23 protein-coding genes and 1 pseudogene are annotated in these 26,383 nt (G+C 71.9%); 16 read left to right on the top strand and 8 right to left on the bottom strand.

Features of this window, described 5'->3' with window-relative positions; all coding sequences use genetic code 11:
- The 4 genes from E2651_RS46175 to E2651_RS21190 form a co-directional block, all read left to right on the top strand.
- On the top strand, positions 1-168 hold a 168-nt coding region (locus E2651_RS46175; RefSeq protein ID WP_348541658.1), incomplete at its 5' end, for a DUF6643 family protein.
- A gap of 46 nt (positions 169-214) precedes the next feature.
- Positions 215-1,039, top strand: a complete 825-nt coding sequence (locus E2651_RS21200) for an MOSC N-terminal beta barrel domain-containing protein (protein WP_135332765.1) — start codon at positions 215-217, stop codon at positions 1,037-1,039.
- 142 nt (positions 1,040-1,181) lie between these two features.
- Positions 1,182-1,787, top strand: coding sequence for a hypothetical protein (locus E2651_RS21195; RefSeq protein WP_135332764.1), 606 nt, complete (start codon positions 1,182-1,184; stop codon positions 1,785-1,787).
- A 153-nt stretch (positions 1,788-1,940) separates the two neighbouring features.
- Complete coding sequence (locus E2651_RS21190) at positions 1,941-4,355, top strand: right-handed parallel beta-helix repeat-containing protein (protein ID WP_135332763.1); 2,415 nt, start codon at positions 1,941-1,943, stop codon at positions 4,353-4,355.
- Here the strand turns inward: E2651_RS21190 and E2651_RS21185 are convergent.
- On the bottom strand, positions 4,315-6,642 hold the full coding sequence (locus E2651_RS21185) for a hypothetical protein (protein WP_135332762.1): 2,328 nt from the start codon (positions 6,640-6,642) through the stop codon (positions 4,315-4,317). The two genes, E2651_RS21190 and E2651_RS21185, sit on opposite strands and share 41 nt — an antisense overlap.
- A gap of 355 nt (positions 6,643-6,997) precedes the next feature.
- Here E2651_RS21185 and E2651_RS21180 point away from each other — a divergent pair, with 355 nt between their 5' ends.
- Positions 6,998-7,849: a DeoR/GlpR family DNA-binding transcription regulator gene (locus E2651_RS21180; RefSeq protein ID WP_135332761.1), complete on the top strand. Its 852-nt coding sequence runs from the start codon at positions 6,998-7,000 to the stop codon at positions 7,847-7,849.
- 64 nt (positions 7,850-7,913) lie between these two features.
- On the top strand, positions 7,914-8,393 hold the full coding sequence (locus E2651_RS21175) for an SRPBCC family protein (RefSeq protein ID WP_135332760.1): 480 nt from the start codon (positions 7,914-7,916) through the stop codon (positions 8,391-8,393).
- 90 nt (positions 8,394-8,483) lie between these two features.
- Here E2651_RS21175 and E2651_RS21170 read toward each other — a convergent pair whose 3' ends face one another.
- A complete protein-coding gene (locus E2651_RS21170; protein ID WP_135332767.1) occupies positions 8,484-9,578 on the bottom strand; it encodes a PLP-dependent cysteine synthase family protein in 1,095 nt (364 codons plus the stop codon).
- Between the two features lie 327 nt (positions 9,579-9,905).
- On the opposite strand from E2651_RS21170, the gene E2651_RS21165 reads away from it, so the two are divergent.
- On the top strand, positions 9,906-10,235 hold the full coding sequence (locus E2651_RS21165) for a hypothetical protein (RefSeq protein ID WP_135332759.1): 330 nt from the start codon (positions 9,906-9,908) through the stop codon (positions 10,233-10,235).
- 201 nt (positions 10,236-10,436) lie between these two features.
- On the top strand, positions 10,437-10,970 hold the full coding sequence (locus E2651_RS21160; RefSeq protein ID WP_135332758.1) for an ATP-binding protein: 534 nt from the start codon (positions 10,437-10,439) through the stop codon (positions 10,968-10,970).
- A gap of 38 nt (positions 10,971-11,008) precedes the next feature.
- On the opposite strand, the gene E2651_RS21155 is transcribed toward E2651_RS21160, so the two are convergent.
- From E2651_RS21155 to E2651_RS21145, 3 genes are read right to left on the bottom strand one after another with little or no spacing between them, the layout of a single operon-like run.
- On the bottom strand, positions 11,009-13,570 hold the full coding sequence (locus tag E2651_RS21155; RefSeq protein WP_167828847.1) for an ABC transporter permease: 2,562 nt from the start codon (positions 13,568-13,570) through the stop codon (positions 11,009-11,011).
- Between the two features lie 5 nt (positions 13,571-13,575).
- Positions 13,576-14,379, bottom strand: coding sequence for an ABC transporter ATP-binding protein (locus E2651_RS21150; RefSeq protein WP_135332756.1), 804 nt, complete (start codon positions 14,377-14,379; stop codon positions 13,576-13,578).
- A complete protein-coding gene (locus tag E2651_RS21145; RefSeq protein WP_135332755.1) occupies positions 14,376-14,675 on the bottom strand; it encodes an SHOCT domain-containing protein in 300 nt (99 codons plus the stop codon). The genes E2651_RS21150 and E2651_RS21145 overlap by 4 nt, the downstream gene beginning before the upstream one ends.
- Before the next feature lie 209 nt (positions 14,676-14,884).
- Here E2651_RS21145 and E2651_RS21140 point away from each other — a divergent pair, with 209 nt between their 5' ends.
- From E2651_RS21140 to E2651_RS21130, 3 genes are read left to right on the top strand one after another with little or no spacing between them, the layout of a single operon-like run.
- Positions 14,885-15,481, top strand: coding sequence for a TetR/AcrR family transcriptional regulator (locus tag E2651_RS21140; protein WP_167828846.1), 597 nt, complete (start codon positions 14,885-14,887; stop codon positions 15,479-15,481).
- A gap of 32 nt (positions 15,482-15,513) precedes the next feature.
- Complete coding sequence (locus tag E2651_RS21135; protein ID WP_135332754.1) at positions 15,514-16,098, top strand: DUF4865 family protein; 585 nt, start codon at positions 15,514-15,516, stop codon at positions 16,096-16,098.
- A complete protein-coding gene (locus E2651_RS21130; protein ID WP_135332753.1) occupies positions 16,095-17,009 on the top strand; it encodes a phosphotriesterase in 915 nt (304 codons plus the stop codon). Before E2651_RS21135 ends, E2651_RS21130 begins: the two co-directional genes overlap by 4 nt.
- Before the next feature lie 14 nt (positions 17,010-17,023).
- Here E2651_RS21130 and E2651_RS21125 read toward each other — a convergent pair whose 3' ends face one another.
- Together E2651_RS21125 and E2651_RS21120 are read right to left on the bottom strand one after the other, a co-directional pair.
- The gene (locus E2651_RS21125; RefSeq protein ID WP_135332752.1) at positions 17,024-17,773 is read right to left on the bottom strand and encodes a dienelactone hydrolase family protein; all 750 of its coding nucleotides are present in this window, start codon (positions 17,771-17,773) and stop codon (positions 17,024-17,026) included.
- Between the two features lie 429 nt (positions 17,774-18,202).
- Positions 18,203-19,104 (bottom strand): annotated as a pseudogene (locus tag E2651_RS21120) (alpha/beta hydrolase).
- A 103-nt stretch (positions 19,105-19,207) separates the two neighbouring features.
- Between E2651_RS21120 and E2651_RS21115 the strand changes: the two are divergent.
- A complete protein-coding gene (locus tag E2651_RS21115; RefSeq protein WP_135332750.1) occupies positions 19,208-19,804 on the top strand; it encodes a TetR/AcrR family transcriptional regulator in 597 nt (198 codons plus the stop codon).
- 122 nt (positions 19,805-19,926) lie between these two features.
- Entirely contained in the window at positions 19,927-21,132 is a 1,206-nt protein-coding gene (locus E2651_RS21110) for an MFS transporter (protein ID WP_135332749.1), read from the top strand.
- On the opposite strand, the gene E2651_RS21105 is transcribed toward E2651_RS21110, so the two are convergent.
- On the bottom strand, positions 21,129-22,361 hold the full coding sequence (locus tag E2651_RS21105) for an ROK family protein (protein ID WP_135332748.1): 1,233 nt from the start codon (positions 22,359-22,361) through the stop codon (positions 21,129-21,131). The genes E2651_RS21110 and E2651_RS21105 overlap by 4 nt on opposite strands.
- A gap of 163 nt (positions 22,362-22,524) precedes the next feature.
- On the opposite strand from E2651_RS21105, the gene E2651_RS21100 reads away from it, so the two are divergent.
- The 3 genes from E2651_RS21100 (at position 22,525) to E2651_RS21090 (ending at position 25,832) form a co-directional block, all read left to right on the top strand.
- Entirely contained in the window at positions 22,525-23,724 is a 1,200-nt protein-coding gene (locus E2651_RS21100; protein ID WP_135332747.1) for an MFS transporter, read from the top strand.
- 425 nt (positions 23,725-24,149) lie between these two features.
- Entirely contained in the window at positions 24,150-24,665 is a 516-nt protein-coding gene (locus E2651_RS21095; protein ID WP_135332746.1) for a flavin reductase family protein, read from the top strand.
- A 180-nt stretch (positions 24,666-24,845) separates the two neighbouring features.
- Positions 24,846-25,832, top strand: coding sequence for a winged helix-turn-helix domain-containing protein (locus tag E2651_RS21090; protein ID WP_135332745.1), 987 nt, complete (start codon positions 24,846-24,848; stop codon positions 25,830-25,832).
- Positions 25,833-26,383 lie beyond the last annotated feature (551 nt).

Raw genomic sequence — 26,383 nt, 5'->3', positions numbered from 1 at the left:
GCCCCGTACATCCCGCAGCAGCCCTCGGCGCCGCGCGGCTACCCGGGACCCCAGCAACAGCAGCGTCCCCCCGCCGGGACGGGCTACGAGGCGATGCGCCCGGCGGCGCCCCGCCCCGCGCCCGCGACGTACGAGGATCCGTACAACCGCCCCTACCGCGGCTACTGATTCGCCCGCACGCGTCCCTGTCAGTGGCTGCTGGCAGGATGGACGCATGCTTAATCCAGCGCTGCACTCGATCCACTTCTACCCGCTCAAGGCGGTCGGGGGACACGCTCCGCGTGAGGCCGCCGTCGAGCCCTGGGGACTCGCGGGTGACCGGCGGTGGGTCCTGGTGGACAGCGAGGGACGGATCGTCACGCAACGGCCGCATCCGCGCCTGGCGTTGGCCGCCGCCGAGCTCCTGCCCGGCGGCGGCATACGCGTGTCCGCGCCCGGCCGGGAGCGGTTGACGGTGGCCGTGCCGCCGGCCGGCGAGACCGTCACGGTGGAGATCTGGCGGGACAAGGTCGAGGGAGTTCCGGCCGACGCGGCGGCGCACGCCTGGTTCAGCGCCTATCTGGACGTGGACGTCCGGCTCGTCCATCTCGACGACCCCGCGACGCGGCGCCCCATCGATCCGCAGTACGGCAAGGACGGCGAGACGGTCACGTTCGCCGACGGCTATCCGCTGCTCCTGACCACGCTCTCCTCGCTCGACGCCCTGAACTCGCTGATCGCCCAGGGCGATCACTCCGACGAGGGGCCGCTTCCCATGAACCGGTTCCGGCCGAATGTGGTCGTGGACGGGACCGCACCCTGGGCCGAGGACGACTGGTCGCGCGTCGCGATCGGTGACGTCACCTTCCGGGTCGCCAAGAAGTGCGGGCGCTGTGTCGTGACCACCACCGACCAGCGGACCTCGGAGCGCGGCAAGGAGCCGCTGCGCACCCTCGCCAAGCACCGCCGCTTCGGCGACCAGTTGGTCTTCGGACAGAACCTGGTGCCCGAGTCCACCGGCACCGTCCGGATCGGCGACCCGTTCACGGTCGTCGAATGAACGTCCCCGGCCAGGGGAACTCGTAGGCGGGGCGCGGACGTTGAGCGTCGATGAGAAGGGTGATTTCCCTCTCTCTTCTTCCCACCGACGCGTGGGCCGTGCCGTTCGCGGTTAAGACGGACGCGGAAGGGGGTGCAGGACTGTGCGAGCACTCGTCGGACTCTGGCGCTGGCGGCACAATCCGCTGCGCCGGAAGACCGACCTCGTGGAGGCGTGGGTGGCCCTCGCCGCCCTCCTGCTCATCGCCGTCGCCGCGCCGGTGGCCGGCACCGTCGTCGGCGGGCTGACGCGGGACGCCCTGCTGCGGTCGGTCCGGGAGCAGCGCGAGGTACGGCACGCGGTCTCGGCCACCGTGGTCCAGAAGGTCTCACGACCCCCGATCGACCCCGATCCCGAGACGTCGTCCGCCCGCGACAGAAACAGCCGCGTGCTCGCCGACTGGACGGCTCCCGACGGCACTTCGCGCTCCGGCACCGTGGTCGCCGCCCTCGAGTCCCCGGACCCCGGCGACCGGTTCCGGATCTGGACCGACGAGCACGGCCAGGTGGTCGGCCGGCCGTTGGACAGCGCGACCGCGGCCACGCACGCCGCGTTGGCCGGATTCGGTGCCGCCGCGGCGGCCGTCGGCATCGTCGAGGGCACCCGGCGGATCGTCGTCTGGCGGATGGTGCGACGGCGTTACGACCGCTGGGACCAGGCCTGGGACAAGGCGGGACCGGACTGGGGACGCACCGGCACCGGCTCCTGAGCCGGTGAGAGACCGGCGATGACCAGGTGAGAGCCTGGCGATCGGGTCAACTCGCCCCCGCCGCGCGCGCTACGGTGGACCGGCCGAACTCTTCGGCTCCTTGCGCGAGGTCGTGAGGTCCCGCGTACGACAAGGTGGGGGCAGAGCAACTCCATGGCACAGGGCACGGTCCAGGTGACGCACACCGGCACGTCGCGGTGGCGGCGCCGCACGGGCGAGTACGCATCGCTCGCCGCAGCCTTGGAGGCCGCGACCGACGGGGATGTCCTCACCGTCGCACCCGGCACCTACCGCGAGAACCTCGTCGTCCAGCGCGCGGTGACGCTGCGCGGCCCCGAGAACTCCCCCGGCTCCGTCCGCATCGCACCCTCCGACGGCGTGCCGCTCACGGTCCGTTCGTCCGCCGTGGTGCAGGACCTGCACATCGAGGGCCAGGACTCGGCGGCCCCCGCGCTGCTCGTCGAGGACGGAGCGCCCGAACTCGTCGACGTACGCGTGGTGACGCGCTCGGCCTCCGGGATAGAGGTGCGCGGCGGCGCGCGCCCGACCGTGCGCCGCTGCACGGTCGACAACCCCGGCGGCATCGGCATCGCCGTACTCGACGGCGGGGGCGGTGTCTTCGAGGAGTGCGAGGTCGTCTCGGCCGGGCAGTCTGGCGTCGCCGTGCGCGGCGGCGCGCACCCCCGTCTGGAGCGCTGCCGGGTGCATCACGCATCGGGCGCGGGGCTCTCGGCGACCGGCGAGCACACCGGACTCGAGGCGATCGGCTGCGAGGTGTACGAGGTCAAGGGCGCGGGCGTGCAGATCACCGGCCGGGCCACGGCGCACCTGACGGACTGTGATGTGCACCGCACGACGTCGGACGGCGTCACGCTCGACACGGACGCCGTCCTGACGCTCGCCGACTGCCGGATCCACGACATCCCCGAGAACGCGATCGATCTGCGCTCGCGCTCGGTGCTCACCCTGACGCGGTCCACGGTGCGGCGGTTCGGCCGCAACGGCCTTTCGGTGTGGGACCCGGGCACGCGCGTGGATGCCAACCAGTGCGAGATCCACGACAGTACGGGCGACTATCCGGCGGTGTGGGTCAGCGACGGCGCGACCGCCGTCCTGGAGTCCTGCCGGGTGCACGACGTGCCGGACGCGCTGTTCGTCCTGGACCGCGGCTCGCGCGCCGACGTCGTCGACAGCGATCTCTCCCAAGTGCGCAACACGGCGGTGTCGGTGAGCGACGGCGCGACCGCGCAGCTCGACGACTGCCGCATCCGCGAGGCCGCCACGGGCGCCTGGTTCCGCGACCACGGCAGCGGCGGCACGCTGGCCAACTGCACCATCGACGGTGTCCAGACGGGCGTCATCGTCACCAAGGGCGCCGACCCCACCATCGAGCGCTGCACGGTCACTTCGCCCGCCGAGGCCGGCTTCTACGTGTCGGCGGGCGCCCGTGGCAGCCTGCACGGCTGCCGGGTGACCGACAGCGGCGGCTACGGCTTCCATGTGATCGACGGCTGCCGTACGACGCTGAAGAAGTGCCGTACGGAGCGGTGCGGACGCGGCGGCTTCGAGTTCGCCGAGGACGGGCCGCTCGTCGAGGACTGCACCAGTGACGAGAGCGGCGGCCCGCGCACCGGCGCGTGGGAGCCGGCGCCCGCCGTCCAGACGGCCACGCAGTCGGTGGGTCTGCTCGGCGCGATCCCCGGCCAGCGCACCACGGAGCAGGAGCCCGAGAAGAGCGCCGTCGCCGAGCAGGCGTCCCGCAGCTCCAAGGCCGTGCTCGGTGAACTGGACGCGCTGGTGGGCCTGGACAGCGTCAAGCGCGAGGTGCGCGCCCTCACGGACATGATCGAGGTCGGGCGGCGCAGGCAGCAGGCGGGGCTCAAGGCCGCGTCCGTCCGCCGCCACCTCGTCTTCACCGGCTCCCCCGGCACCGGCAAGACGACCGTGGCGCGGCTCTACGGCGAGATCCTGGCCTCGCTCGGCGTCCTGCAGAGCGGGCATCTCGTCGAGGTGTCGCGCGTCGACCTGGTCGGTGAGCACATCGGGTCGACGGCGATCCGCACCCAGGAGGCCTTCGACCGGGCGCGCGGGGGCGTGCTGTTCATCGACGAGGCGTACGCGCTCTCGCCCGAGGACTCCGGGCGCGACTTCGGCCGGGAGGCCATCGACACGCTGGTGAAGCTGATGGAGGACCACCGGGAGGCGGTGGTGGTGATCGTCGCGGGATACACGGCGGAGATGAAGCGTTTCCTTTCGGTCAACCCCGGTGTGGCGTCCCGCTTCTCACGGACCATCACCTTCAGCGACTACGCCCCCGAGGAGCTCCTTCGGATCGTCGAGCAGCAGGCCGACGAGCACGAGTACCGCCTCGACTCCGGCACAGGCGAGGCCCTCCTGAAGTACTTCACCGCCCTCCCCAAGGGCCCCGCCTTCGGCAACGGCCGCACCGCGCGCCAGACCTTCGAGGCGATGGTGGAGCGGCACGCGGGCCGGGTCGCCCAGTTCGACGAGCCGAGCACGGACGACCTCACCCTGCTGTATCCGGAGGATCTGCCGGAGCTGCCGTGACCTGCGTCCCCGGCCGCTGGCCGGGGACGCCCGGCTTGAGCCGGGCAAGGAGCCGGGCCCGCTCCTCGGCGAACGCCGGGTCGGCCTGGTAGTCGGAGTGGCCCAGGATCGGCGCGGGCAGCGGGTGTTCCTCGGTGCGTCCGTAGGCCAGCGGGTCCTTGAGGGCATCGCGGTCGACCTGCGGTCCGTCGTCCTCGGGTTGCACTCGCACGGGGCCGCCGATCGGGTCGGTGGTGCGGTGCAGATTGCGCCAGCAGTCGACCTCGCGGTGCAGGGAGCTCAGGGCCGCCGACCCGAAGTGGGCCGGGAACCACCGTCCGTAGAGCCGCTCCAGGGGCGAGCCGTACGTCAGCAGGGCGACCCGCTTGCGTACGGAGGGCCACAGCTGCCAGGCGGCCGCCGCGGCCAGGACGCTGCCCTGCGAGTGCCCGGAGATGACGAGCCTGCCGCCCTCGGCACGCGTCGCGCGGGTCCAGGTGTGCATCCGCCAGGTGAGGTCGGGCACGGCGCGCTCGGCGTAGCAGGGCGGCGCGAAGGGGTGGGCGGCGCGCGGCCAGAACGTACCGACGTCCCACAGGATGCCGATGGTCCGGCGTGCCGAAGGGTCGCGGTAGGCTCGGCGGCCCCAGGTGACGAAGAGTATGAAGCCGAACCCGATCAGCCAGGAGCCGAGTGCCTGCGAGGTCTGCGCGGCCCCTTCGAAGAAGATCGGCAGCCCCTGGGCGGCCTCCCCGGGAACCTCTTCCGTCAGCCAGGCTCCGACGAGCGCGGCGGTGCCCAGGAACAGGGTCGCGGCCGAGGTGATGCCGATGATCCGCGGCGCCCGGTCGGTGAGGGAGGCACGCGCGCGTGTGCTCGCGATGCGGCGGGTGCGTGCCGCGTCCTCCGGTTCGCCCGCGTAGTCGTCGGTCAGCGTCGCCATCTCGCGGCGTTTGAGCCGCACGGTGCGCGCTCCCAGCCAGCCGCAGAGCACCGCGACCACGACCAGAAGCAGCGGGATCACGGACGCCTGCCAGGTCAGCAGGACGGGCGGGCCGTCGATCGTGCCGCCGGAGCCGGGCTCCCCCGATCCGTCGAGCCAGTCGGCGACGCGCTGCGCTCCGCCGCCCGACATCACTCCGCCGAGGGCGCAGGACAGCATGGCCACGGCGGGGCCGCCGAGGCCGCGCATCGCGGTGCGGGGGTCGGGTGCCGTGCAGTACAGGATGCGGGCGGCCACGGCGAGGGCGATGACCAGAATCCCCTGGACCAGGGCGATGCCGCCGAAGGTCGCGTCGCCGGGCAGCCGGCCCTGGGAGGTCCACTCGGGGCGTGACAAGGCCGCGTACAGGAGGGTGAGGGCGAGCAGGGTGAGCGCGCCGAGCGGCAGGCGGCGGATCAGCCTCTCGTCGATGCGCCGGTCGAGCTTGTTCTCGCTGCGGCCCCTGCGGCACACCACCCACACCACGACGCCCGCCCCCACGGCGAGCGTGCCGTCGAGGATCCAGCCGAGGACGTCGAGCAGCGCGGGGCCGCCGCCCCGCCGGTCGTGGCGCGCGGCCGAAGTGCCCACCGCGGCGGCCACCGTGAGGAAGCCCGCGGCCGTGTGTGCCGCGCGCAGCCGGGCCACGAGGCGGCGCCCGTACCAGAAGCCGGGCCTGCCGAGCGCGGTCCGGCCGGGGTCCTCCTCCGGGTCCTGCTGGTGGGGCAGTGGCGTCTGGGACTCGTACGCGCTCCAGGTGCGGTGCGAGAGGTACCAGAGCAGGGCGGTGAGGGCGGTCGGCACGAGGGCGGCGAGCGCGAGGCGCCGCCCCGGCTGGGACCACCAGCCGCCGTGCCCCGAGGCGTCGGTCGCGAGGAAGCCGAGCCAGGAGCGGCCTTCGGAGCACTCGGGCGTGCCCGCGCACTGCCAGGCCGTCAGGTCGATGGCGACTTCACAGGCGGCGGCGACGAGCAGCACGGTGAGGGTGAGTCCGGTCAGGCGCACCAGGAGGCCGTAGGTGCGCACGGTCTTCTTCCTGCGCCGCGAGGTGGGGCGCATCCAGTGCGCGAGGTTGACCACCATGAAGGGCAGCAGCAGGAGCCACAGGGCCCGTGAGCCGTTGCCGGAGGTCAGGTTGCACCACACGTACGCCTCGGGGACCGGCTTGCCCCGGTAGTCGTCCGGGCGTTGTTCGGCGTCCGCGTCCTCGGTGCGGCGGAAGACCGCCGCCGTGTCGTCGCCGGAGACCCGCACGGTCCTGGGGTCGCCCAGCATCTTCTCCGGTGTGGTGCCGCCGACTCCGTGGACGAGGAGTTCGAGAGCCATGTCTTCTGTCGGCGAGGCTTGTGTGGTCGGGTCTTCTGTTGCCGAGCCTTCTGTTGTCGCGTCTTCTTTTGTCGCGTCTTCTTTTGTCGCGTCTTCTTTTGTCGAGCGCTCCACTGTTCTGCGTCCCCCGTCGAGCGTGGTTCAGTGTCGATGCGCGTGGTCGTACACAAGGATCTCGACTCGTCGCCCCGTGCGCACCCCCCGTCACGTAATCTCCCCGTTCCGGGTGAGCGCGGCCGGTCGGGCGGTGGGCCGCCTGTCGGTGGCGCATGCGAGGATGAGGCAGCGCACAGGATGAGAGCAGCGCATTCGACGGGCGCGACAGACATGACGAGGCAGAAGGGCCGGACCTGACGTGAGTGAGAATCAGAACCTCCTCGCGGAGCAGCGCCGCGCCCTGATCCTCGATGAGGTACGGCGCCGGGGCGGGGTCCGGGTCAACGAACTGACGCGGAAGCTCGGCGTGTCGGACATGACGGTCCGCCGCGATCTCGACGCGCTGGCCCGCCAGGGCGTCCTGGAGAAGGTGCACGGCGGCGCCGTCCCGGTGGCCGAGGCGAGCACGCACGAGCCGGGGTTCGAGGCCAAGTCGGGCCTGGAGCTGACCGCCAAGGAGGACATCGCGCGCACCGCGGCGTCCCTGGTGGCGCCGGGCACCGCGATCGCGCTCTCCGGGGGCACGACGACGTACGCGCTCGCGCACCACCTCCTGGACGTGCCGGACCTGACGGTGGTGACGAACTCGGTGCGGGTCGCCGATGTCTTCCACTCCGCGCAGCGCACCTCCGGGCAGCGTCAGGGCGCGGCCACCGTGGTCCTCACGGGCGGTGTGCGCACCCCATCGGACTCGCTGGTGGGGCCGGTCGCCGACCAGGCGATCGGGGCGCTGCACTTCGACGTGCTCTTCCTGGGTGTGCACGGCATATCGGCCGAGGCCGGTCTGTCCACGCCGAACCTCGCGGAGGCGGAGACCAACCGGCGTCTGGTGCAGTCGGCGCGGCGCGTCATCGTGGTCGCCGACCACACCAAGTGGGGCACGGTGGGCCTCAGTTCGTTCGCGACGCTGGCGCAGGTCGACACGCTGGTGACGGACGCGGGGCTGCCCGCGGAGGCGCGGGCGGAGATCTCCGAACATCTGCGGCGCCTGGTGATCACGGGCGAGCCCGACGAACCCGGCGAGAGCGACGGATACGCCGCAGACATCTGACGGCCCCTCAGCTATGGTGACAGTGGCCGGTCAACCACCCGATTCCGCTTGGGGGCTGAGTTCGATGGCACGCCGACTGAGGGCCGTGGGGCTCGAGTTCGCCGAGTCCGCACCGCTGCGTCTGATCTTCGCCCGCGAGGTGGGCGCCGCACCCGACGCGGTGTACCGCGCCCTCGCCGACGACATGGCGGGCTGGCCCGAGTGGTTCACCGCGGTCACCCTGTGCAGGCCCACCGACGGCGGCGCGGGCCGCGAGGTCCGGCTCAAGGGCGGCACGCGCTTCCGGGAGACGATCATGGCGGCCGAGCCGGCGCAGCGGTACGCCTACCGGGTCGACGAGACGAACGCTCCGGGGCTGCGCGCCCTCCTGGAGGAGTGGGTGCTCACCCCGGCCGGCACCGGCACCCGTGTGCAGTGGACGTTCGCCGCGGACGGCGCCGCCCCCTTCCGCTTCGCCATGAAGCTGGGCAGGGCGGGCATGGGCCGCGCCTTCCGCGACGCCGTGACGGCGTTGGACCGACGCCTGGCCGCGGCCAACGCCTGAGTCCGGTTCCGCGCCCCGCAGGGGCGCGGGGAACGGCGCGACCAGCCACACGCGGCCCGCAGATCAGGCACCGGCCTTCCAGCGGAACGCTCAGGCCCAGGTTCCGGTCGCCAGCAGCGACTTGATGGCGGCCGCGTACGGCGCGATGTCCAGTCCCTGTTCGGCCAGCCACTCGTCCGAGTAGTACTTGTCCAGATAGCGGTCGCCCGGGTCGCAGATGAGCGTGACGACACTGCCCGTGCGACCCGCGGCCACCATCTCGGCGACGATCTTCAGGGAGCTCCAGAGGCCGGTGCCCGTGGAGCCGCCCGCCTTGCGGCCGATCGCCTGCTCCAGGGCGCGGACGGCGGCGACGCTCGCCGCGTCCGGCACCTTCATCATGCGGTCGATCGCGCCGGGCACGAAGCTCGGCTCCATGCGCGGCCTGCCGATGCCCTCGATGCGGGAGCCGCAGTCGCTGGTGGCGTCCGGGTCGCGGTTGGTCCAGCCGTCGAAGAAACAGGAGTTCTCGGGGTCGGCGACGCACAGCCGGGTGTCGTGCTGCATGTAGTGGACGTAGCGGGCGATGGTCGCGGAGGTGCCGCCGGTGCCCGCCGTGGCGACGATCCAGGCCGGCTCGGGATAGCGCTCGAGCTTCAGCTGCTGGTAGATCGACTCGGCGATGTTGTTGTTGCCGCGCCAGTCCGTGGCCCGCTCCGCGTAGGTGAACTGGTCCATGTAGTGGCCGCCGGTCTCGACGGCGAGGGCGGCCGACTCGGCGTACATCGTGCGCGAGTCGTCCACGAAGTGGCACTGGCCGCCGTGGAATTCGATCAGTCGGCACTTCTCGGCGCTGGTCGTGCGCGGCATCACCGCGATGAAGGGCACCCCGATCAGCTTCGCGAAGTACGCCTCGGAGACGGCTGTCGAACCGCTGGAGGCCTCGATGACCGGGCGTCCTGGCCTGATCCAGCCGTTGCAGAGGCCGTACAGGAAGAGGGAGCGGGCGAGGCGGTGCTTGAGGCTGCCGGTGGGGTGGGTCGACTCGTCCTTCAAGTACAGGTCGATGCCCCACTGTTCCGGCAGCGGGAAGCGCAACAGGTGTGTGTCGGCGGACCGGTTGGCGTCGGCCTGGACCTTGCGTACGGCCTCTTTGAGCCAGCCGCGGTACTCCGCGTCGCTGCGGTCGATGTCGAGCGTGGCCATCGGCTCGTCGGCTCGATCCTGCTGTGTGGTGCTCACCGCGTGGCTCCTCCGGGTCGGGCCGGCCACGCTCACAGCCGGCCGGACACCTCGATCATATGCACCTTCCGCACGCTTCTCACCTGCATAAACACACCTTTGAGCCGCTCAAAGGCACACCTGGCGCAGTTAGCTGACCCACGTGCGGGGCACACTGGGGAGAGGATGCTCCGTCCTGTGCCGGCGTCTTCATACGCACTGGTGCTCGACGCCGGGTGCGTGCAGACTGCACCGCACGGGACGGCGGTCCCGTACGGAGCGACACACCGAGGCGCAAGGGGGCGGAACGTCATGGCGGAGCCGGAGTTCACGGCCACAGGCGTACGGATCGGGCGGCGGCTGCGCTCCCTCACCCGGGCCGGTCAAGTCCGCATCAGCGACGGCAGGTTCGAGCTGCTGACCAGTTACGGCAGGGAGATCGACAGCGCACCCGTGCAGACGGTGCGCGCGGGCAAGCCGTGGTTCGCCGCGGACGACCGTGCACTGGCCGAACTGAACGGCACGCGCTACCGGCTCACGCTCGCCGACCATGATCCGGCGCCCGGCGCGGCGGGTCCGCCCACGGTGCGCAAGTTCATCGACGCGGTGCGCAGGGCCTCAGGCCGTCAGCCCCGGGACTGAGCGGGGCCGGGGTGCCCGCGGGAGAGGGTGCGAGTTGCACGCCCGCACCCCCTGAGTCACTCTGGTCTCACATCACTCTGGGTTTACCGGCGATGACGCTGCGAACCAGCCCGCCGGCCACACAGCAGGCGGCAGACCACGCGGCCGCTGCTGGATCCGATCGTCGTCTTCTTCCGGACCGTAATTCGGGGAGTCGCAGCCGTGATCAGCCAGCCAAGCAGGTATTGCACGGTGGAGCTCCAGGCTCTGCCCGCGCGGATCGGCCAGGTCCGCAGAATCGTATCGGCGCAGTTGCGCTACTGGCATCTCGATCCGTTGATAGACCAGGCCGCGCTCGGTGTGACCGAGCTGCTGACCAACGTGCACCGGCACGCACAGCCGGACAAGGTGTGCACCGTGGAGATCGAGCTGCTGCTCGACCGCCTCACGGTCTCCGTGCACGACCACGACCCCCGCCTCCCCGTGGTGAACGACGCCGAGCCGTTCGAGACCTGCGGACGTGGCCTCGCCATGGTCGCCGCGGTCAGCGAGAGCTGGGGCGTGCGCCCGCACGGCGAGACGGGCAAGGTCGTCTGGTTCACCCTTCCGGCGCCATCGCAGGCGGCCGCGCTGCCCACGTACCCGGTGTACGGGGCGGCCACGGCGGGCCCGTTCGCGGACCTGGACACCGGCGCGCCGGATGCCCTGGCCGACGCGCCCGGACATGCTCCCGCCCGGTCGGCCGTTGTCGGCTGACCGGGCGGTGACAGGCCCCGCGTCCGTGACGTCGTACGTCACTCGGTGGCGATGGCACGCAGCACGTCCAGGCGTGCGGCCCGCCGCGCCGGACGCAGACCCGCGAGGGCTCCCGCCGCCAGGCCCACCAGGGCGACCACCGCGAGCTGCACCGGCGGCACCGCGAACGCGAAGGCACTGCTCGTCGCGCCGTCCGATGCCTTGACGAGGACCCAGCCGAGGAAGCCGCCGAGCGCCAGGCCGCCGGCCGTGCCGAAGGCGGCGACCAGCACCGACTCCCAGCGGACCATGGCCCGCAGCTGCGCCCTCGTCTGCCCGACCGCACGCAGCAGACCGAGCTCACGGGTACGTTCGTGGATCGCGAGGGTCAGCGTGTTGGCGATGCCGAGCAGGGCGATGAGGACCGCGAGCGCGAGCAGGGCGTAGACCAGCGTGAGCATCATGTCGATGCCGCCCGCAGCGGACTGCGCGTACGCGTCACGGGTCTGCACATCCGGGTTGCCGTACTCCTGGGCGGTCTTGGAGACCGCGGCCTCGCCGTCGCTCGCGCTCACTCCGTCCTTGAGCGTGACGGAGACGAGGCTGTCGGCGTCCTGCATGCGGTGCGGCGCCCAGGCCTCACGGGTGATGACGTAGTCGCCCGCGAGCTCCGACTGTCCGAACAGCGCGCGGACGGTGAAGGTGGCCTTCTTGCCGTCGGTGAAGGCGAGCTCCGCCTTGGATCCGACCTTCAGGTCCTGCTTCTCCGCCTCGGCGCGGGTGATCGCGATGCCGTTGGTGCCGAGGCCCTCCAGCGAGCCTTCGATCTTGCCGAGGTCGAAGGACTTGGCGAACGGGCCGGGGTCCGTGACGGTCAGCGCGCGCCCTTCCCCATTGACCTCTGCAGCGCCCTTGCCCAGGCCGACGGCGGTCTCCACCTCCGGCTGCCCGGCGAGCGCGGGGGCCAGCTTGGGGCTGAGTCCGCTGCCGCCCGCTCCGAAGCCGGGGGTGCTGATGGCGAGGTCGCCGGCGAAGGAGCGGTTCACCGTCTGGTCCATGGTCGCCTTCAGCGAGGCGCCGAAGACCGTGAAGAGCGAGACGACGGCGACGCCGATCATCAGCGCGCTCGCGGTGGCGGCGGTCCGCTTGGGGCTGCGCAGGGCGTTGCGCCGGGCAAGCCCGCCCGTGACGCCGCGCAGCCGGTCCAGGGGTCCGCCGAGAATGCGTATCGCCCGCGAGGAGGCGACGGGCCCGAGCACGACGAACGCGGCAAGCGCCAGGACCGCCCCGGCCCCCGCCAGCCACACGGACGGGCTGACGAGAACGCCGACGAGCGAGAGGCCTACGGCGGTGAGCGCGAGGACCGCGCCCGTGACGGAACGCCCCCGCGAGGCCCCGGAGTGGTCGACGGCCGTCTCGCGCAGCGCGGCCAGGGGTGCGGTGCGCCCGGCGCGGACGGCGGGCAGCAGGGCGGAGCCCAGACAGACCACGATGCCGACGGCCAGGGGCAGCAGCATCGACAGGCCGCTGATCACCAGGTCGCCCTCGGGGAAGGGGAATCCGATGGCCGGGAAGAGCGCCTGGAGCCCGGCCGCGATCCCGATGCCGCCCGCGAGGCCCGCAGCCGACGCCGCGACGGCGACCGCGCTCGCCTCGACGAGGGTGGATGCGGTGACCTGGCGGCGCGAGGCACCGAGCGCGCGGAGCAGCGCGTTCTCGCGGGTGCGCTGGGCGACGACGATCGCGAAGGTGTTGTGGATGCTGAAGGTGGCGACGAGGAGGGCGATGCCGGAGAAGACGAGGAGGAAGCTGGTGAAGAGCGTCAGGAACTGGCCGGAGATGTTGTCGGTGTTCTCCGCCGCCGATGCCTCACCGGTGATCGCCTCAACTCCCTTGGGGAGTACGGGACTCAGCGCGTCGACGAGTTCCCGCTCGCTCACGCCGGGTCCTGCCCGCACCTGGATGGACGCGGCCTCGCCGGGCTTCGGCGTCAGGTACTTCTCCGCGTCGGCCTGCGTCATGCCGGTGAACGTGGTCTGCGCCATGCCGTCCTCGCCACCGAAGGTCGCGAGGCCCACGATCGTCACCTTGACGGGGTCGGGGGTGCGCAGCGTGGTCATGTCGCCGATCTTCAGGTCGCCGGACTCGGCGGCGCCGCGGTTGACGACGACCTCGCCGGACTTGGCGGGCACGCGGCCGTCGGCCAGCTGGTAGGCGTTCAGTTTGCCGTCCGCGATCCAGTTGCCCGCGAGGGTGGGCGGGCCTTCGCCGCCGATGGGCTCGCGGTCCTTGCCCAGGAGCTGGCCCGCGCCCTGAATGCTGGGCGCGGCGGCCGCGACACCGTCGGTCCGCTCGATCTTCTCGACGAGCGAGGTCCTGACGGGCTGCCGGGTGCCCTGGCTGTCGTCGGGGGTGGTGATGGTGTCGGCGCTGCGGACGACGGCGTCGGTGCCGCTGGTCGCGTTGCCGAACATCGTGTCGAAGCTGCCGCGCAGGGTGTCGCCCATGACGAGCGTGCCCGCCAGGAAGGCGACACCGAGCATCACCGCGAGGAACGTACCCGCGAAGCGCCGCTTGTGGCCGCGCAGCGATGACAGGCTGATGCGCGCGGACGCGCTCAGGGAACTCATGACGGTGCCCCCTTGGTGCCGGGTGCGGCCGAGGTCTTCGTGGTCTTCGTGTCGAAGGCCTTGAGCCGGTCGAGGACCTTGTCGGCGGTCGGGTCCGCCATCCGGTCCACGAGCCGGCCGTCGGCCAGGAAGACGACCTCGTCGGCGTGGGCGGCGGCCACCGGGTCGTGGGTGACCATGACGACGGTGCGCTCCATCTGCCGTACGGCGCGGCCGAGGAGGCGCAGCACCTCCTCGCCGGAGCGCGAGTCGAGGTTGCCGGTCGGTTCGTCGGCGAAGACGACATCGGGCTGCCCGGCGAACGCCCGTGCCACGGCGACGCGTTGCTGCTGTCCGCCGGAGAGTTCGGCGGGCCGGTGGTGGAGGCGGTCGCGCAGGCCGACGACGTCGATGAGGGCGTCGGTCCACTCACCTCCGCCGCGCCGTCCCGCCAGGTCCATCGGGAGCGTGATGTTCTCGGCGACGGTCAGCGTCGGCACCAGGTTGAAGGCCTGGAAGACGAAGCCGATGCGGTCGCGGCGCAGCAGCGTCAGGCGCCGGTCGTCCAGGGTGCCGAGATCGGTGTCGCCGATGTGGGCGGTGCCCGATGTGAGGGTGTCCAGGCCCGCGGCGCAGTGCATCAGGGTGGACTTGCCGGAGCCCGACGGGCCCATGATCGCGGTGAAGCGTCCTGCCGGGAAGCCGACGCTCACCCCGTCCAGGGCCCGTACGGCGGTGTCGCCGCTGCCGTAGACCTTGACGGCATCGGTGACGCGGGCGGCGTCGAGCGTGGCGGTGCGCTGTCCGGTGGCGGTGCTCATGCCGCACCGCCCTTGGAGGTGCGGCCGAACTCCTCGTTCAGGACGGAGAGCCGCCGCCAGTACTCGTCCTCGTCGATCTCACCGGACGCGAAGCGCCGGCCGAGCACGGCGATGGGCGACTGCTCGTCGATGCGTACGTTCGGGTCGCCGCCAGCGCGCTGCCACGGTGCTCGGCGGCCGCGCCACACGGTGCGGCGCAGCAGGGTGATGACGCCGATGACGACGGCCGCCCAGATGAGCGGGAAGAACAGGATCCACGGGCCGGGCCCGCCGTCGAAGTGAGCCAGGGTCTGCATGGTGTCCATCTCCTCGGGAGCGAGTTCGCGATGCCCACGTGATGCGGTTCGCGATGTCTGTTCGCGGTGTCTGTGCGATGTATCGAGACTCGCTCTCCGAGGGGGTCCGAGTCGTCGTACGGCCAGCGGCAGCTCGCGTACCACGCGGGGAGTACGAGCGGCCGTCGGCGCTGCTCCCGGGGGAAGCCTGGACCTCTGTACCTACTAGTATGTACAGTGCGTTCATGAGCACTCCGGAGCGCCTGATCGAGTCCACCCGCGAGCTGCTGTGGGAGCGGGGATACGTCGGCACGAGCCCCAAGGCCATCCAGCAGCACGCGGGGGCCGGGCAGGGCAGCATGTACCACCACTTCGCCGGGAAGCCCGACCTCGCGCTCGCCGCGATCCGGCGTACGGCCGAGGAGCTGCGCGCCGCCGCCGATGCGGTCCTGGGCGGCGAGGGATCGGCGTACGAGCGCGTCGAGGCGTATCTGCTGCGCGAGCGCGACGTGCTGCGGGGCTGCCCGGTCGGGCGGCTGACGATGGATCCGGACGTCATCGCGAGCGACGAACTGCGCGCCCCGGTCACCGAGACGCTCGACTGGCTGCGGGGGCGGCTCGCCGGAATCGTCGAAGAGGGCCAGGAGCGGGGCGAGTTCGCGGCCGCGCTCGATCCGCGGGAGATCGCGGCGACGGTCGTCGCGACGGTCCAGGGCGGCTATGTGCTGGCCCGCGCCGAGGGATCACCCGCGGCCTTCGACTCCGGCGTACGAGGGCTGCTCGCGCTGCTGTCCTGCGCCACCTCGCCCTCCCGGTCGACGAGTTGAGCACGAGCTGTGCAGACAAGGAGCCATGGACCATGCATGCGATGCAGTACGAGATCACGCTGCCGGCCGACTACGACATGGAGATCATCCGCGACCGGGTAGCCGCCAAGGGCCACCTCCTGGACGACTACCCGGGGCTCGGCGCCAAGGCCTACCTGGTCCGCGAGCGCGGTGTCGACGGCTCCCCCGTGAACCAGTACGCGCCCTTCTACCTGTGGAACACCCCCGAGGGCATGAACTCCTTCCTCTGGGGCCCCGGATTCCAGGGCATCGTCGATGACTTCGGCCGCCCCGAAGTGCAGCACTGGACGGGTCTGGCCTTCGCGGAGGGGATCGCGTCCGCCGCCCCCGCCAAGGCCGCGATACGCCGCCGGATGCGGATTCCCGACCGCACTCCCCTGGGCCCTCTGGCCGTCGAACTCACCTACGAGGCCGAGCGGTTGGCGCGCCAGGAAGGGAACGTCTACGCGGCCGTGTCCATCGACCCGCGGACCTGGGAGGCACTGCACTTCTCCGTCTGGGACCACGCCTCCCCCAAGGGGGAGGGCGATGTGTTCCAGGTGCTGCACCTGTCGGCACCGGAGCGTGACCTGCTCCCCCGGGGCCGGCAGTGGTGAGCGGCGCGGTCCGCACGGTGCTCGGAGATGTCGCCCCCGAAGCGCTCGGCGTCTGCGACGCCCACGACCATCTCTACCTGACCAGCCCTCAACTCCCGGGCCAGGAGCTCGACTCGACCGCCCATGCGGCGCGCGAGCTCGCGGCCTTTCGGGCGGCAGGCGGCCGCAGCGTGGTGCAGTGGACGCCGTACGGCATGGGGCGGCGCGCCGGAGATCTGCCCGAGCTGTCCCGCACGACGGGTGTGCGGGTCGTCGCCGCGACGGGACTGCACCAAGCGGCCCACTACACACCGGAGTTGCTCGACCGGCTGCGCGCCGACGGCCTCGGCGCCCTGTTCGTGCGGGAGCTGGCCCTGGGCATCGGCGACACGGGCGTACGCGCCGGGCTCATCAAGGTCGCGGGCGGCTTCCACGGCCTGGACGCGCACGCACGCTGGACCATGGACGCGGCAGCCGAGGCCCACCGGGCGACGGGCGCGCCCATCGCCGTCCACCTGGAACTCGGCACCGGCGCCCTGGACGTACTCGACTTCCTGTGCGGTGAGTTGGGCGTCCCGCCGGGCCGGGTGATCCTCGGCCACCTGAACCGCTCCCCCGACCTCACCGTCCACCGGGAGGCCGCGAAAGCCGGCGCCCGGCTCGCCTTCGACGGCCCGTCCCGGGCGCACCACGCCACGGACTGGCGCATGCCGGACGCCGTACGCGCCCTGGCCGAGGCCGGGTTCGCCGATCAGCTGCTCCTGGGCGGCGACACGACGACAGCCGGGACGCGGTCGGTCGACGGCGGTCCGGGAATGCCGTATCTGCTGCGCCGGGTGCGGCCACGCCTCGAACTCGCGGCAGGAGAAGGCGTGGTGGAGCGGATGCTGACGACGAACCCGGCGCGGGCGTTCGCGACGGAGTGGACGTAGGGGCAGGGGAGGCCTCAGCCGTTCACCAGAGTGCGCTCCAGGAGGGGGAGCAGACGGTCCCAGTGGCGCTGCAGTGCACAGGCGCTGAAGGCGTCGGTGTCGGCCATGGTGAAGCCGTGGACGGCGTCGGGGTAGATCTCGGCGGTGTAGCCGACACCTGCCGCTTCCAGGGCCTGGGTGAGTTCACTGAGGTCCTCGGACGTCAAGTCGCCTTCGGCCAGGCCCAGATGGACCTGGGCGGCGAGCTCGGCGCCGCGGCGGTGTGGGCTGTCGGGGGCGTCGGTGACCAGGAAGCCGGGGTGGAATCCGGCGAGGGCGGACACCCGGTCGGGGTGGGCGGTCGCGGTGCGCATCGCCAGGGCGGCGCCCAAGCAGTAGCCGATCACGCCGACCGGTCCCGCGCTGACCTCGGGCCGGGCCGAGAGGAAGCTGAGGTAGGCGTCGGCGTCGCGCAGGACACGTTCGGTGGTGTGCGCCTCGACCAAGGGCATCAGCCGGTCGAAGACCGCGGGCCTGGCCTCTGCTCCGATGTACTCGGGAAGTTCGATCACCGGTGCCGGGCCCTGCCGGTAGTAGAGGTTGGGGACGAGTACGTAGTACCCGTGCCAGGCCAGTTCGCGGGCCATCTCCTTCAGCACGGGCCGCACGCCGAAGGCGTCCGGGTACAGCAGCACTCCGGGGTGCCGCTCACCCCCTTCGGGGAAGGCGGCGAAGGCGTCGGCCCGGCCGTCCGCGGTGGGTATCTGCAGTATCTCGCTGAGCAAGTTCATCCTTTCTTCGCTGATGCCAGTGCACAGTCTTCGGCGGGGTTCTCCGGGCCGGCCTGGCGGGGCTTCTCCGGGTTCGCCCGGTGGGGTCCTCCGGACTGACCCGAATCATGGAGATATCCATGATCATGGACATATCCAAGATCCACATCCGCGACTCTAATGCGGAAATCACCCTCCGTCCCCCGGCTTCGACCAGATGCCCGCCGGTCCTGCGCCCGATCGGCACGGAGGCCATACAAGCCCGGACCGGCGGACGCGGACGACGAAGTCGGGCCGACTCTCTCCGTGCCGCTCAGGAGCCTCACGGAGCTTTCCGGACGGGCCACGCCCCGCCTTCCCGGGCACCGACACTCCCGCCCCCTCACCTTTAAGTACCGGGCACCCCCGCGTCATCCTCCTCAGGTACGGCCCATCCCCTGAGGGTCAGCTCACCGCCCGCCCGAAGTCCGCCGCCAGGTGCGCGAGGAGCCGGGCCGGCGCGTCGTCCTGGACGGTGTGGCCCGCGCCGTCCACCCAGATCAGCTCGGCGTGCGGGATCCCGGCCTTGAGGAATGCGGCGAACTCCCCTGGCAGCAGGCGGTCTTCACGGCCCCAGATGATCCGGGTCGGCACGGACACCTCGCCGAGCAGCGGCTCCAGCTCGTCGGTCTGGGACTGGGCGAACTGGCGGTACTGCCGGTAGAAGGCGGCCTGGCCCCGCGCGCCGCGCCACGGGGCGAGGTAGGCGTCCAGGACGCCGGGCCCGTACCCGGTGTACGTCGCGTGGCGCAGGTGGCCGGCCACCAGCGCCTCGTGGGCGTAACCCGGCAGCCGCTCGAAGACGTGCGCGTTGTCGCGGATGAGCTTGAAGCAGCCCGTCCCCCACGCGCCGCCGCCGACCGCGTCGACCAGCGTCAGATCCCGGTACGCGGCGCCCTCCAGGAGCAGCGCCCGCAGGGCGACCGCCCCGCCCACGTCGTGCGCGACGACGCTGGGGCGCTCCAGGCCCCAGTGCTCGAGGAGCCGGGCGAAGTGCCTGCCCTGCGCGGTCAGGCCGACGTCCTGGCCGTCCCGCTGCTCCGACCGGCCGAAGCCCAGCAGGTCCCAGACGTAGACCTTGCGCGTGCGGGCCAGGGCGGGGGCGATCTCGCGCCAGATGTACGACGAGAAGGGGGAGCCGTGCAGCAGGACGAGAAGGGGGAGCCGTGCAGCAGGACGACCGGATCGCCTTCAGCTTCGCCTTCGCCGAACGACGCCCACCTCACGTATCCGTCGGACGTCTCGAACTTCTCGGCCAACTGCCAGTTCACCGGATGCCTCCCGTGAGTAGGGGGTTCGTGCCGCATTGCCTCGCCCTGGTCTCGAACGACGTTACCAGTAACTGTATTGAACCGGTAACGCCCATTCCCCGTATTGCACTGCTCGTTCCAAAACCTGTACGGTACCGACATGGCCCGACCGAGAACCTTCGACGAGGAGCGGGCCCTGGACGCGGCGATGCGCGCCTTCTGGGCGAACGGCTACGAGGCCACCTCGACCCAGGATCTGTGCGACGCCACCGGCCTGGGCCGCAGCAGCATCTACAACACCTTCAGCAGCAAGCACGACCTGTTCCAGCGGGCCCTGGCCCGCTACATGGACGCCATGACCGCCACCCAGGTCGAGATCATGGCCGACACGGAACGCTCGCCGATGGAGCGCATCCGCGCCCTGTTCACGCGGATCGTCGACTCCGAGTTCGAGTGCCGCGAGGACGGGCACAGCATCGGCTGCCTGACCGTCAACACGACCGTGGAACTCGCGGGGCGCGACCCCGCGGCCGCCGAGCTGCTCGCCCGCGATCTCGCGGTGCGCCTGGCCGCGTTCCAGGACACCATCCGCGCCGGACAGAGCAGCGGCGACATCACCTCCCCACGGGACGCGGCCGACCTGGCCCGCTTCCTGAACGCCGTCATCGGCGGCATGCGGGTCGCCGCACAGGGCGGCGCCGACCGCGCCACCCTGGAGGCCATCACGGAGACCGCGCTCGACGCGCTGACCCGCTAGCCACAACTGGCGCCCTTTCAGGCCGACTTGGGCCTCGCACTTTCAGTACGCCCTCGCGCGCTCTCGTACGCCCTTGTTTTGCACTGATCAGTACATAACTAACACCCGACAGGAGCAGCCCCATGCCCCGCGCCGTATACGTACTGGCCCTCGGCATCTTCGCCATGGTGACCAGCGAGTTCGTGGTCGCCGGACTGATGCCGCAGATGGCCGAAGGGCTCGACGCCACGATTCCGGAGATCGGCTACCTGATCACGGCCTTCGCCGCCGCGATGGCCATCGGCGGGCCCTTCCTCACCGTTGCCCTGCTGAAGATGCGTCAGAAGTCGGCGCTGGCCGTCCTGTTCGCCGTCTTCCTGGCGGGCAACGTGCTCGCCGCCCTCGCCCCGGACTACCGCACCATGCTGGTGGCCCGCGTGATCACCGGCATCGCCTCACAGGCCTTCTTCGGCGTCTCCATCTCCCTCGCCGCGAGCCTCACCCGCCCCGAAGTGCGCGGCAGGGCCATCGCGGTGGCCCTCAACGGGCTGATGCTCGGCACCCTTCTCGGCCTCCCGCTCTCCACCGTGATCGGTGAACACCTGGGCTGGCGCGCCGCGTTCTGGGCGATCACCGCTCTGACCGTCCTCGCCGCGATCGCCACCCTCGCCGGTGTGCCGTACGGGGAACGCGCCGACGACGGCGGCGGCCTCCGCCAGGAGCTGGGCGTCTTCCGCAGCCCCCGGCTCTGGCTGACGCTCACCACCAGCACCTTCATCATCGGCGCGACGTTCTCCGCCTTCAGCTACCTCAACCCGATCCTCACGGAGGTCACCGGTTTCGCCACGGGGACCGTTCCGCTGCTGCTCATCGCGTACGGCGCGGCCACCGTCGTCGGCAACACCGTCGTGGGCCGGTTCGCCGACAAGCACACGATCCCGGTCCTGCTCATCGGCCTGCTGCTCAATCTGGCGTTCCTCGTCGGCTTCGCCGCCTTCGCCCAACTCACCGTCCCCGCCGTGGTGTTCATGATGGGCATCGGCCTGGTCGGCGTCACCATGAACCCGGCCCTCGTGACCCGCGTCCAGCGCACCGGCAACGCCGGGCCGCTGGTCAACACCGTCCACTCCTCGTTCATCACGCTCGGCATCATCATCGCGACGTCCGTGGGCGGACCCGCCATCGATACGTTCGGACTGCGGGCGCCCCTGTGGATCGGCGCCGCGCTCGCCGCGCTCGGCCTCGTCAGCCTGCTGCCCGACCTGAAGCGGCGGCGGCGAGAAGCGCCAACCGCCCCTGCCACGGCCGTAGTCGAGGCGGCGGAACCCGCGAAGGTCCAGCCGATCTAGCCGAGCGCCCCGAGGGGGTCGTCGAGCACCGGCTGCCAGGCCAGCTCGGCGGCCCCCACCAGGCTGTTGTGATCCAGGGTGCAGGCCAGGATCGGTACGCCACCGCTGCGTCCCCACAGACTGCGGTCGGCCACGACGGCGCGCAGCCGCTCGGGGTCGGCCTCCAGGAGGGCGCGGTGCAGGCCGCCGAGGACGATCCGGTCCGGGTTGAGGATGTTCACCAGGCCCGCGAGGCCCAGGCCCAGACGGTCGATCAGCTCTTCGGCCGCCGCGCGGACCGAGGGATCCGCGGCCGCGTCGCGGAGCAGATCGCGGGCCTGCTGGAGCAGGCCCTCGGGCCCCGGTTCGCGCCCGGCGGCCGTCAGGAAGGCCAGCGGGTCCGTCTCGACGTCCAGGCAGCCCCGGCTTCCGCAGTGGCAGGGGCGGCCCTCGGGGTTGACGGTGAGGTGGCCGACCTCCAGGGCCAGGCCCGAACTGCCGGTGTGCAGACGGCCGTCGAGGACGAGCGCGCCCCCGACGCCCCGGTGGCCGGTCGCCACGCACAGCAGATCGCGGGCGCCGCGCCCGGCGCCGTGCCGGTGCTCGGCGAGTGCGGCGAGGTTGACGTCGTTGGCGGCGAACGCCGGTCCCGCGATCCCCGCGTCGCGTACGCAGTCGGCGAAGATCTGGCGGACCTGCGAACCCGCGGGCCAGGCGAGGTGCAGCGGGTTGAGCGCGGTGCCCTCCGGCTCGGCGACGGCGGACGGCACCGCGAGTCCCGCGCCGACGCACCGCCGTCCGGTCTCCCGCAGCAGCTGCGCGCCGGCGTCGATGACCGAGCCGAGCACCTGCGCCGGGTCGGCGTCGATCGTCTCGCAGCCGGGCGCGGTGGCGACGATCCGGCCGCCGAGCCCGACCAACGCCGCCCGGAAGCCGTCGGAGTGCACCTGTGCGGCGAGCGCCACCGGCCCGTCGTCCGCGATGGAAAGGCCGTGCGACGGCCGGCCCTGCGAGCCCGCGGGCGCGCTCGGCCGCGCGTCGATCCTGATCAGGCCGAGCGCCTCAAGCTCGGCGGCGACGGCCCCCGCGGTGGCGCGGGTGACGCCCAGCTCGGCGGTGAGCACGGCACGCGTCGGGGCCCGTCCGGTGTGGACGAGCTCAAGGGCGGGACCGAGCGCGCCGCGTCCTCGCTCGAGGCGCGTACGCGTGGACAGATCCCCTTCGGCGCGGGGGGCAGCCTTGCCGTTCATGAGGGCGAGTCTCCCATGATCCGTACGCGGCCTCGCCGTTCAGTCGCCATCTGCCCTTCCCCTGCCATTCGCCGAGTTCTCCCGCTGCCCTTGCCCGACTCCGGAGGCCGAACCGACAAGAACCAGCTTGTACGCGACCGGAGTGCACCCCTACTCTGACTTTGTGCCGCTACTAAACAAAACCACGTCCGCAGCGTCGCGGGCCACTCCCCCGGACCTCATCCGGCTCCGTGTCGTACTCACCGTCTTCTTCGCGCTCGACGGCTTCATCTTCGCCGGATGGGTCGTCCGCATCCCCGCCATCAAGGAGCAGACCGGCGCCTCGGCCAGCGACCTCGGGCTCGCGCTGCTCGGCGTCTCCGCGGGCGCCGTGATCACGATGATGCTCACCGGACGGCTGTGCCGCCGCTTCGGCAGCCACCCGGTCACGGTCGTCTGCGGCGTCCTGCTCTCGCTGAGCGTCGCGCTGCCGCCGCTCACCCACTCGGCGACGGCGCTGGGTGCGGTGCTGTTGCTCTTCGGAGCTTCCTACGGCGGGATAAATGTCGCCTTCAACAGCGCCGCCGTCGACCTCGTGGCCGCGCTCGGCCGCCCGATCATGCCCAGCTTCCACGCCGCCTTCAGTCTCGGCGGGATGATCGGCGCCGGGCTCGGCGGGCTGATCGCGGGCTCCCTCTCGCCCACCCGCCACCTGCTCGGCCTCACCGTGATCGGCCTGCTCGTCACGGCCTTCGCGGGGCGCGCCCTGCTGCGCCTCGAGCCCCCGGCGCCGCCACGTGGCGACCCGCGCGAGGACAGTGCCGCGCAACGCCTCACCCCCAAGACCCGCGGACTGGTGATCGTCTTCGGCCTGATCGCCCTGTGCACCGCGTACGGCGAGGGGGCGCTCGCCGACTGGGGCGCGCTCCACCTCGAACAGGACCTCAACACCCACCCGGGCGTGGCAGCCGCCGGATACTCGTGCTTCGCGCTCGCCATGACGCTCGGCCGCGCCACCGGCACGGCACTCCTCGAGCGGCTCGGCCAGACCCGGACCCTGGTCGCGGGCGGCGTGACCGCCGCCGCCGGCATGCTGCTCGGCGCGCTCGCTCCCTCCGCGTGGGCGGCACTCCTCGGCTTCGCCGTCACGGGCATCGGGCTCGCCAACCTCTTCCCGATCGCCGTCGAGCGCGCCGGCGCCCTGGCCGGATCCAGTGGTGTGGCCATCGCCTCCACGCTCGGCTACGGCGGCATGCTCCTCGGACCGCCCGCCATCGGGTTCATGGCGGACTGGTTCACGCTGCCCACGGCGCTCACCAGCGTGGCCCTGCTGGCCGGGGTGGCCGCCGCCATCGGCTTCACCACCCGCCGGGTCGTCACGTGATGCCGGGAGCGTGACCGTTGGGGTGCCGGACGTACATCCGTAGCGCCAGAGATACATCCGTAGCGCCAGACGTACATCCGTAGTGCCAGAGGTACATCCGTAGTGCCAGAGGTACGTCGAGACGACCCGCACCCCAGGACTTTCATCGACGGCTGAAAGTCCTGGCCCGGCTCAACCCTGCCTGCCTAGGCTCCACTCTCGGGTCCACGTGGACCTGGGACGCCGGGCGTGCCCGCTCCGGCTGACGTGCCGGGGAAGCGCATCCGCATGCGCATCGGGCGCAGCTGGAATTCCCGGGTCGAGAGCCGCGTGGCGACGGAGAGCCAAATGCTGCATGCGGAGACGGATTTACGCGTATCGCCACGGTCCAGCCCTGCACTCGTACATGCGTTTTCTGTCCGACTCCGGAGGCGGAGCCCGAAGACATGACCAATCACGAAGCCCTGTCGGCCCGCGAGGCCGCACCCGACGAGTTCCGCGACATGATGAGCGGATTCCCCTCCGGCGTCTCGGTGGTCACCGCCATCGGTCCGGACGGCCTGCCGCGCGGGATGACGTGCTCCTCCGTGTGCAGCGTCTCGCTGTCACCTCCGACGATCGTCGTCTGCCTGCGGCACGGGAGCCCGACCCTGGAGGCCGTGCTGAGCAGCGAGACCTTCGCGCTCAACCTGCTGCACTCCCGCGCGGAGTCGGTCGCCGTGCTGTTCGCATCGGGCGATCCGCGACGGTTCGACATGACGCCCTGGCACTCGGGTCCGGCGACGGGCAGCCCTCATCTGGTGCGGGACGCGCACTCGGTCGCGGACTGCGCGGTGACGCTCACCCAGCGGGTCGGCGACCACGTCGCGGTCTTCGGCCGTACGCAGCTGATCACCCGTCACCAGCAGCACTCTCCCCTGCTGTACGGCCTGCGTGAGTTCCGCCCGTGGGCGGCCACGTGATCCGCCATCCTTAGCTCCGAACTGTCGATCGGCAGCGGGCGGCCCTGACGACTGCCAGAGGCCGATCAGCGATGAGGGTCAGTGGCCGATCAGCATGGCGTCAGGCGGTCTCGAGAGAGTGTCGTACGGGGTGCCATCCCGTACTGACACCGCCTCCAGACCGCCTTCGAGAGGTAGTTCATGCAGAGGATCCACTTCGACAGCGGAGACCTGCTTCGGGTCAGCCTCAGGGCCACGGCCGGGGCGGCCGTCGAGACCGCGCTCGCCCGGCACCAGCTCACCGTGGGCGGCGGCACCTGTTCCGCCGTGTGGCGTCGGCAGGCCGCGGCAGGCCTTCCGAAGCGGGCGTACACATCGCCCGCCGGTTCGCCGCCCGGGGATCCGGAGATCCCGACCGGGACGGGCCTGTCCGGCGACGGCATGCTGCCGGAGGTGTGGCGTCGGGCCGTCGCGCCCTACTGGGACCGGCTGCTGGGCCATCTGGAAGCGGAGTGCGACGCCCGCGGGCGCGTCGCGATGACGGGCGGCGTCCAACAGCTGCTGGCGACGCTGCACCCGAGGATCACCTGGCAGAACCCGGTGCTGAGGGTCCCCGGCGGCCCGGACGAGGACGTCCACCTGGACGGCCGCGGCCTGGTGCTGTGTCCGTCCGTGTTTCTCAGCCACCGCCCCGGGATGGTCATCCGTCCACACCCGGACGACGACCCGCGCGACGCACGGGCGCTTCTCGTCTTCGGGGTATCGCTGGACGCACGCGTCGCCGAGCGGATCTGGAGGGCGCCGCGGCGATCGCAGCCCGCCTCGCTGAACGCGCTGGTCGGCCGCACCCGCGCCGCCGCGCTCCGGGTCCTGCGGGTGGGCTGCACCACCAGCCAGCTCGCCGACCGCCTCGGCATCTCAGCGGCCGGGGCCAGCCAGCACGCGTCGGTGCTGCGCGAGGCGGGCCTGATCACCACGCACCGCTTCCGCAACACGGTGCTGCACACCGTGACCCCGCTCGGCATCGCCCTCCTCGACGGCCACGACTCCGGCTCGCACCCGAGGACGGGCGCGACGTCCCGCCTCGCCGCCGTCCCGTCCCTGAGCGCGATCCGACCCGAAGCGGCAGGCGCGGCCAGGCTGACGACACCCGGCCCACCGCGCCGCCGAGGGCCCGCACTCGGCTGAACCTCCCGCCGGGAGCACGACCCCGGATCCGCTCGAGGACAGGCGCGATGTCCCGCCTCGCCGCCGTCCCCTCGCCCAACGATCCGGCTCGAAGCCGCCGGCACGGCCAGGCTGACGACACCCGGCCCACCGCACCGCCAGGGGCCCGCACCCGGCTGAACCTCCCGCCGGGAGCACGACCCCGGATCCGCTCGAGGACAGGCGCGATGTCCCGGCTCGCCGCCGTCCCCTCGCTCAACGCGGTGCGACCCGCAGCCGCAGGCGAACCTTCGGCCGGGAGCACGACTCCGGCTAGCACCCGAGGACGGGCGCGATGTCCCGGCTCGCCCCGTCCCGTCCCTGAGCGCGATCCGACCCGAAGCCGCCGGCACGGCCAGGCTGACGACACCCGGCCCACCGCACCGCCGGGGGCCCGCACCCGGCTGCCCCGTTATCTTCTTCGCGGTTCCGCAATGGGACCGCTGGCCTCCGGGCCCGGCATGACTGTTGCCCCCTGTCGAACCGATGACCTGGGGGGTGGTGTCACCGGGCCCGAGAGGCGCCGTTGGAGA

It is taken from the genome of Streptomyces sp. MZ04 (assembly GCF_004684775.1).
Lineage (GTDB): Bacteria > Actinomycetota > Actinomycetes > Streptomycetales > Streptomycetaceae > Streptomyces.
The sequence above is the reverse complement of the archived record's forward strand: the minus strand, read 5'-3'. Positions and strand labels throughout refer to the sequence as shown.